The organism is Thermoanaerobaculia bacterium, assembly GCA_035260525.1.
Classification (GTDB): Bacteria; Acidobacteriota; Thermoanaerobaculia; order UBA5066; family DATFVB01; genus DATFVB01.
Genome location: DATFVB010000198.1, coordinates 1 through 7749, shown reverse-complemented (window position 1 = coordinate 7749; position 7749 = coordinate 1). Strand labels below are relative to the sequence as shown.

Genomic DNA, 7749 nt, shown 5'->3' with positions numbered 1-7749 from the left:
CCACGCAGGCGGGAGCAGATGCCGTTCGCATCGGGCCCGCGACGCAACGCCGCCATCGTTCGCAATGTGCGGGCGCCCGTAGCGCGCTCTGCGCGCTCACTTCAAATGCTTTCGGGGGGCCTGCGGGGCAATCTGCGGCGCCGCCGCGACTCGACGATGGCAACGCATCGCCGTCATCGCGGCGCCTGGCAGCTTACCCCGCGGCGCTCCGAACAAATGTCGCATTATTTCCGGGGAGGGGCACTAAGATCCGGTTCAATGTCGTCCGTCCGGCTCCGGCCCGGGGTCATGGTCGGGCCGTATCGCATCGAATCCCTGGCGGGTGAAGGAGCGATGGGGCGGGTCTACCGCGCCACGGACGCGCGGCTCGACCGCCCGGTCGCGCTCAAGGTCCTGCCCGACGAGCTCGTCGAAGACCCGGACCACCTCGCCCGGTTCGAGCGGGAGGCGAAAGCGGCTTCCGCGCTCAACCATCCGAACATCGTCACGGTCTACGAGGTCGGCGAGCAGCCGGTCTCCGCCTCCGTCGGCGCCGGCGGGATGAGCGAGCGCCGCATCCCGTTCATCGCGATGGAATTCGTCGAGGGGAAGTCGCTCCGCGAGATCCTCGGCTCGGGACCGCTCTCGGTCAAGAAGGCCCTCGACATCGCCGTCCAGGCCGCCGAGGCGCTGATGCGCGCGCACGAAGCCGGGATCGTCCACCGGGACTTGAAGCCCGACAACCTGATGGTGCGGTCCGACGGGTACTTGAAGATCCTCGATTTCGGCCTGGCGCGCGTGACGCAGCCCGGGCGCTCTTCGATCACCCGCACGCTCGACGGCGAGTACTTCGTCGTCGGCACCGCCTCGTACATGTCCCCCGAGCAGGCCCGGGGAAAACCGGTCGACGGACGCTCCGACGTTTTCTCCTTCGGCGTCGTTCTCTACGAGGCGCTCGCGGGACGGACGCCCTTTCCGGGCGACAGCGCGGTCGACGTCCTCTCCGCGATACTCCACGAGGAACCGCGGCCGCTCGCCGACGCCGCGCCGAACGTTCCGCGCGATCTCGCCCGCACGGTCGAGCGATGCGTCTCGAAGGACCCCGACGAGCGGTTCCAGTCGATGCGCGACCTTTCGCTCGAGCTCAAGGCGATCCGGCGCGACTTCGACAGCGGGCTCATCTCGTCGTCGGCCCGCCGCGCCATCGACCCCCCCCCGCGCGCCCGGCGGGGACTCCGGACGCTCGCCGCCGCCGCCGCGGCCGCCGCGCTGCTCGGCGGCGGAATCGCTCTCCGCCGCGCGTTCGCGCCGCCCGCCGTCCGGGTGCTCCGTCTGACGGCGACGGGAAACGCTTCGTCGCCCGCGATCTCCCCCGACGGCGCGCGCGTCGCGTACGTCGAGGACGGGAATCCGCGCAAGCTCCTCCTGCGTGACCTGCGCGGGAGCTCCGCGCTCGTCGTCGACACCGGCGGCCGGCCTCCCTTTTATCCCGCCTTCTCGGCCGACGGCCTATCCCTCTATTTCAGTGCCGTGGACTCCCAGGAGGAGAGCGCGATCTTCCGGGTCGACGGGCTCGGAGGATCGCCGAGGAAGCTCCTTCCCGGGCTCCGGCCCGTCCCTTCGCCCGACGGCCGCTCGCTCGCTTTCGTGCGCGACCGTCCGGGAGCGCACCCCTCGTTCGACCTGTGCGTCGCGGGGGAAAACGGCGAACAGGCGCGCTGCACGCACGTGGCGCCCGCGCCCGCTTCGGAGCTCGCGTTCGCGTGGACGCCCGACGGGAAGAAGCTGCGGCTCGCCCTCGGCTCGGAGCAGACGAGCGCCAGCCGGCTCGGCTCGTACGACCCCGGGAGCGGCAAGATGGAATTCTCGGACGCCGGACGCGACGCGCTCCCGATGATGGTCAGCGGATTCGCCGTGGACCCCGCGTCGGGCCGCCTGCTGCTGACCGGCTCCCCCATCTACGGACGCGGCGGGGAAATCCTGAGGCTGGAAGGCGGGGAGCTTCGGGCGATCACCTCGGGCGTCTCCGACTACCGCGGACTCTCCGTCGACGTCGCCGGCCTGACCGCCGTGACGGCGAACTTCCGGGAGAACTCGAACATCGAGCTCCTCTCGCTCACCGGCGATCCCGAAGCGGACACGCGGTCGCTGCGCGTCCTCACGGAGGACAACGAGGGCGACTACCGGCCGATGTGGTCTCCCGACGGGTCGCGCATCGCGTTCACGTCGACCCGCACCGGCCACCGCTCGATCTGGATCATGAACGGCGACGGGAGCGATCCGCGGGAGCTCACGCCGCTCAAGGCCGACCACGGATGGCCCGGATGGTCGCCGGACGGCAAGAGCGTCGTCTACGCCTCGAACCGGACCGGAAATCACGAGGTATACCTGCAGAGCCTCGACGGGGGGCAGCCGCGGCGCCTCACGGTCTCGAAGGTGTTCAACGGTCAGGCCTCGTTCACTCCCGACGGCCGCGAGCTCTTTTTCGAGAGCGCCGATCCGGCGGGCAATCCGGTCCTGAAGCGCGAGGACGTGGGGACCGGCCGGACGGAGCTCTTCGCCAACGCCGACAACGAGTTCCCGAGCGTCTCGCCGGACGGGAAGCTCGTGGCGGTCACGTCCGAGCCCGAGCACGACGACGAGGTACCGGTCTACGTCCTGAGGGTCGCCGACCGGCGCCGGATCTTCGAGACTCGGATCTCCGCGACGGGCCACCTGATCACCTGGACCCCCGACTCGGGGTCCATCGTCGCGGTCCTGAAGGAAAAGCCCTCGGGGGGACAGAACGTCTTCCGGATACCGATCGACGGATCGCCTCCCGTCCGCCTGACCTCCTTTCCGCCGAGCTGGCGGCTCTACGGAAGCGCGATCGACCCGGCCGGAAAGAAACTCCTCGTCGTGCGCGTGCGCGACAACAGCGACATCGTGGCGATCCGGCCTTTGCGCGGGCCGACGCTGCGGGAGTGGCTCACGAAGCGCTAGGGGGCGCGGCGATACGGGTCGTTATACGGGATCCGTGCGGGACCGCCGGCGGGCGCGACGTACGCCCCGGTACGCTGAGTGCCCCGGAAGCGGAGTAGCGGTGGCGTCGTTCGGAGCGCCGCAGGGCCGGCGGGTAGGCGACGCGGCGAAGGCGCTTCCAACCCGTCTCACCGCGCCTCCAGGTCCGCCGTCATTGCGAGCGATCGTCCCGCCGAAGCCGCGCCACAGCGTCGAGTCGATCCGCCGAGGGTTCAGCGAAGGCGGGCGCTCACGGCCGTGAGCGCTGCGGACTCAGATTTCCCGCAGCGCGGAGACGATCTTCAGTCGGGCGGCGCGGAAGGCCGGGAAGAAGCCGCCAAAGAGTCCCATCGCGAGCGAGAAGACGACCCCGCCGGCGAGGAGCGCCGGCGTCAGCGTGAAATTGAAGAGAATGTCGGAAAACGTCCGGAAGTTCTGCGTGCCGACCGGTCCCGTCAGGAAAATCTTGACGAACCCCCACGCGAAGAACGTCCCGACGACGCCGCCGATCGCGGAGAGCGCGAGCGACTCGGCGACGAAGGAGCCGAGCACGGATCGCCGCGAGAAACCGAGCGCTCGCAACGTCCCGATCTCCCGGGTGCGCGCCGACACCTGCGCGTACATCGTGTTCATCGCGCCGAACGAGGCGCCGATCGCCATGATGATCCCGACGAGGTAGGCGAGGATCTTGATCGGCGCCGCCGTCGACATCTGCTCCTCGTAGTATTTCTTCTCGGTCTTCCCTTCGAGCTTGACCCGCTGGTCTCCCTTGACGCTCGCGATGATCCGGTCGCGCGCCGCGGAATCCGCCGCGCGCAGCGTGACCGACGAGTAGCCCGAGCCGCGCTTCGACTGCCCCTGCAGGTTGTGCAGATCGACCCAGATCTCGGAGTCGTAGGGCGTGCTCCCCGCGTCGAAGACGCCGACCACCGTCCAGCGCTCGGAGCCCGCCGCGATCGTCCCTCCGATCTGCGCGCCCTCGAACCGGTCGCGGACGCTCTTGGGGACGATCGCCTCGGCCGTGCCGGGACCGAACATCCTTCCCTCGACGATGCGGATCCCGGGCCGGACCTCGAGCGCCGCGGGAAGCACCCCGCGCACCTGGACGTTCGTCTTCTTGCCGTCGCGCTTCGCCACGTTGATCAGCACGACGAGCTCCGGCGAGGCCATCGCCTCGCCGTGCGCGTTGCGTTCGACGCCCGGAAGCGTGCGAAGCGTCTCGAACTGCTGCGGCTGGACGAACGATTGGAGCTCCGACTGCGCGCCCGTCCGCATGACGATCACGTCGCGGTCCGTGACGTTCTTCGTGAGCGTCTTCTTGATCCCCTCGGCGAGCGACATCACGAGGAGGAAGACCATCACGACGAGGGCGATGACGAACACCGTCATCCCCGTCGAAACCTTCCGGACCGAGAGGTTCCGGATGTTGTACTTCAGAGGGATGGCCATGCCTACACGACCTGTCGGAGGCCGTCGACGATCTTGACGCGCGAGGAGCGGATCGCCGGGACGATTCCCGAAAGAATCCCGATCGTCACGGACGCCGCGAACGCCATCAGCAGCGTCGCGCCGGTCACCTTGAAGTTGTAGGTGAAGGTCGCCGCGGGCGAGTGCTTCAGCCCCTCGACGATCCCGTGGACCATCGGAAGCGAGAGCGCCACGCCGAGGATCCCTCCGAGCAGCGCCAGCACGATCGCCTCCATCAGGACGATCGAGAGCACCTGCCGGCGCAGGAAACCGAGCGCGCGCAGCACCGCGATCTCCGTCACGCGCTCGCGTGCGGACATGGCCATCGTGTTCGCCACGATGAGCACGATCACGAAGAGCACGGCGAGCGAGATCAGCCGGATGATGAGCTTGACGTTGCCGAGCATCTCGACGAACTGGAGCTGGAACTGCTGCTCCGACATGGCCTTCGTCGGCGCGGAGGAGTTCTCGAACATCCGGTTGATCGCTTCGGTCACGGGCTGCACCGCCGAAGGCGAGCTCGCCTTCAGGTAATAGATCCCGGTCTGTCCGCTCGTGCCGATCCAGGAGTTCTCGAGGTACTTGTTGTGGAAGAAGATGTTCGCCTCGTCCTTGGAGCGGTAGACGCCCCGGAGGACGAGATCGAGCGTGAGCGAGATGTACGTCCCGCGGATCTGGATCCGGTCGCCGATCTTCCAGTGGTATCGATTGACGAGCTCCTGCCCGGCGATGAAGGAATCGCGCTCGTCCTGCCACGCTTTCAACTGGTCGGCCGGGATCGCGTAATCGTCGAAGATCTTCGGCCACGCGGCCGGGTCGGTCGAGAGCTGTCCGAAGAAGTTCTCGGGCTTGTCGTCCTTCCAGATCCCGCCGAACCAGACCTCGGGGGCGACCGCGACGACGCCGGGGATCTGCTCGATCCGCTGCCGATATCCGAGCGGCATGAAGTTGGCGAGCCCGGTCGCGTGCTGGACGACGACCCGGTTCCCGCCGGCGTTCTGGTCGTATTCGAGCGCCTTCAGGAGCGACGCGAGGATGACGATGAGGACGAGCACGAGGACGATCGAGCCCATCGTCAGGAACGTGCGGGTCTTCTTCCGGAAGACGTTCTTCCAGACGAGGCGAAAGAACTTCACGGGCCGGTCCGGGCCCGGCCGGCGCCCTCGCCGGACCGCTGCTCGACGAGGATGCCCTTCTCGAGATGGACGAGGCGGTGGGCGTGCGCCGCCGCCTTCGGGTCGTGCGTCACCATCACGATCGTCTTCCCGAACTCCTGGTTGAGCCGGTTCATGAGCGTCAGCACGTCCTCGCCCGACTTCGCGTCGAGGTCGCCGGTCGGCTCGTCCGCGACGAGGAGCTTCGGATCGGTGACGATCGCCCGCGCGATCGCGACGCGCTGCTCCTGGCCGCCGGAGAGCTGCCGCGGATAGTGCTTCATGCGGTCGGCGAGCCCGACGATCGTGAGCGCGGTCTCGACGTGCTCCCGCCGCTCCTTCCTCGACAGGTGCGTCAGGAGCAGAGGCAGCTCGACGTTCTCGAACGCCGTCAGGACCGGGATGAGGTTGTAGAGCTGGAAGATGAAGCCCACGTTCTCGGCGCGCCAGCGGGCGAGGTCGGTCTGCGACAGGCGGCCGATGTCCGTGCCGGCGACGATCACGCGGCCGCGCGTCGGCGAGTCGATCCCTGCGATCAGGTTCAGGAGCGTCGTCTTGCCGGAGCCCGAGGGACCCATCAGCGCGACGTACTCCCCTTCCGGCACTTCGAGCACGAGGTCCTGCAGGACCGTGATCTCTTCGGCGCCGCGGCGATAGATCTTGGTCAGGTGATCGATGGAAATCAGCGAGCCCATCTCAGTCTCCCTTGACCTTGACTTTCTCTCCGTTCTTCACGCCGGCCTTCGCGGGCTCCGCGACGAGCCGCTCGCCCCCCTGGAGGCCCGAGCGGACCTCGAGCTGGCCCGAGTTCTCGGCGCCGGCCTCGATCTCACGGAAGAGCGCGCGACCCCCCGCGACGAGGTAGACGCCGCTCCGGCCGTCGACGGCCGCGACCGCGCTCTTCGGAATCGTGACGCGGGTCTTCGCGGCGGCCTCCCCCGTCGTCTTCTTCGCCGTGAAGTTCACCCGCGCGGACATCTCGGGCAGGATCTTCGCGTCCGGGTCCTCGAAAGCGACCTTGACCTTGACGGTTCCCTTCGCGCGGTCGGCCGTCGGGATGATCTGGAGGAGATGGCCGTGGTAGGTGTGGTCCGGATACGCGTCGAGGACGACCTCCGCCGGCTGGTCGGGCTTCAACCGCCCCAGGTTCGACTCGTTCACGTCGGCGCCGACGTAGAGCGAAGAGAAGTCGACGAGCGTCACGATCGCGCCCCCCGTCGCCGAGCCCTGCCCCGGCGCCCCGTACGGCGAGACCGCCTCCCCGACGTGCGCGCGCTTGGCGATCACCCTCCCGGTGAACGGCGCGCGGATCTCGGCGTAGTCCTGCTGCGCTTCGACGTACCGAACCTTCGCGCGCGTCGAGGCCTCGGCCGCGACCGCGGCGTCGACGGCGGACTGCGAGGCGAGCCCCGCCTTCAGGAGGGCCCGCTGGCGCTCGAGCTCCGCGTCGGCGTTGACCCACGCCGCCTTCGCATCGGCGAGCTGCGCATCGATGTCCGTGCGGTCGAGCCGGGCGAGGAGCTGCCCTTTCTTGACGGTATCCCCCTCGGTGACGTAGAGAGCGGTCACCTTCGACGTGATCTTCGGCGACAGGTCCGCCTTCGTGTCCGCCTCGACGTAACCGGTCGCCGAGAGGATCGTTTCCGCCTGTCCCTCGGTGACGACGGATGCCGACACGGTCTCGACGGTCTTGACCGAGAGCGCGCCGCTGGCCGCCACGTAGATTCCCGCGCCGATCAGAACGGCGAGAATCGCGAAGAAAATGAGCATCCCGACCGGTCGCTTCGGCTCGCGGTCGCGATGGATCCGCAGGGCCGAAAGGTCGCTCGCAACGGGGTTTTCCATGGACATCAGATCATCACCCCCGAACGGGACATTTTACGTGAAAGGCGCGGGGGCGTTCTTCCTTCCCTGTTTCTCGAAGATCCGCGTGTCGGGCCAGTGGCAAAACGGCCGCTCCGAGGACGCCGCCGGAGCGGCGCATCGTGCCCTCCGGCGCGACGTCGTCTCGCGCCATCACTGCGCGAGACGACTTGTGCCGCGGGAGCGGGAGCGCCGGCGAGGGTGTCTCGATCGGGCGGTCGAGGGTTCTGACCCGAGCCGCCCGGGCGAGACTCGCTCCGATCACCCGAGCCAGCTCCCGCGACGG

General features: G+C 68.6%; 5 protein-coding genes. 1 reads left to right on the top strand and 4 read right to left on the bottom strand.

Translation table 11 applies throughout. The features are described from left to right. The first annotated feature begins 258 nt into the window (after window positions 1-258). Window positions 259-2961, top strand: coding sequence for a protein kinase (locus tag VKH46_09885; protein HKB71140.1), 2703 nt, complete (start codon window positions 259-261; stop codon window positions 2959-2961). Window positions 2962-3252: 291 nt separating this feature from the next. Here the strand turns inward: VKH46_09885 and VKH46_09880 are convergent, their stop codons facing one another. From VKH46_09880 to VKH46_09865, 4 genes are read right to left on the bottom strand one after another with little or no spacing between them, the layout of a single operon-like run. Continuing rightward, window positions 3253-4428: an ABC transporter permease gene (locus VKH46_09880; GenBank protein ID HKB71139.1), complete on the bottom strand. Its 1176-nt coding sequence runs from the start codon at window positions 4426-4428 to the stop codon at window positions 3253-3255. Window positions 4429-4430: 2 nt separating this feature from the next. Beyond that, window positions 4431-5582, bottom strand: a complete 1152-nt coding sequence (locus VKH46_09875) for an ABC transporter permease (protein ID HKB71138.1) — start codon at window positions 5580-5582, stop codon at window positions 4431-4433. Continuing rightward, window positions 5579-6295, bottom strand: a complete 717-nt coding sequence (locus VKH46_09870; protein HKB71137.1) for an ABC transporter ATP-binding protein — start codon at window positions 6293-6295, stop codon at window positions 5579-5581. Before VKH46_09870 ends, VKH46_09875 begins: the two co-directional genes overlap by 4 nt. A 1-nt stretch (window position 6296) precedes the next feature. After that, entirely contained in the window at window positions 6297-7445 is a 1149-nt protein-coding gene (locus VKH46_09865) for an efflux RND transporter periplasmic adaptor subunit (protein HKB71136.1), read from the bottom strand. Window positions 7446-7749: the final 304 nt, after the last annotated feature.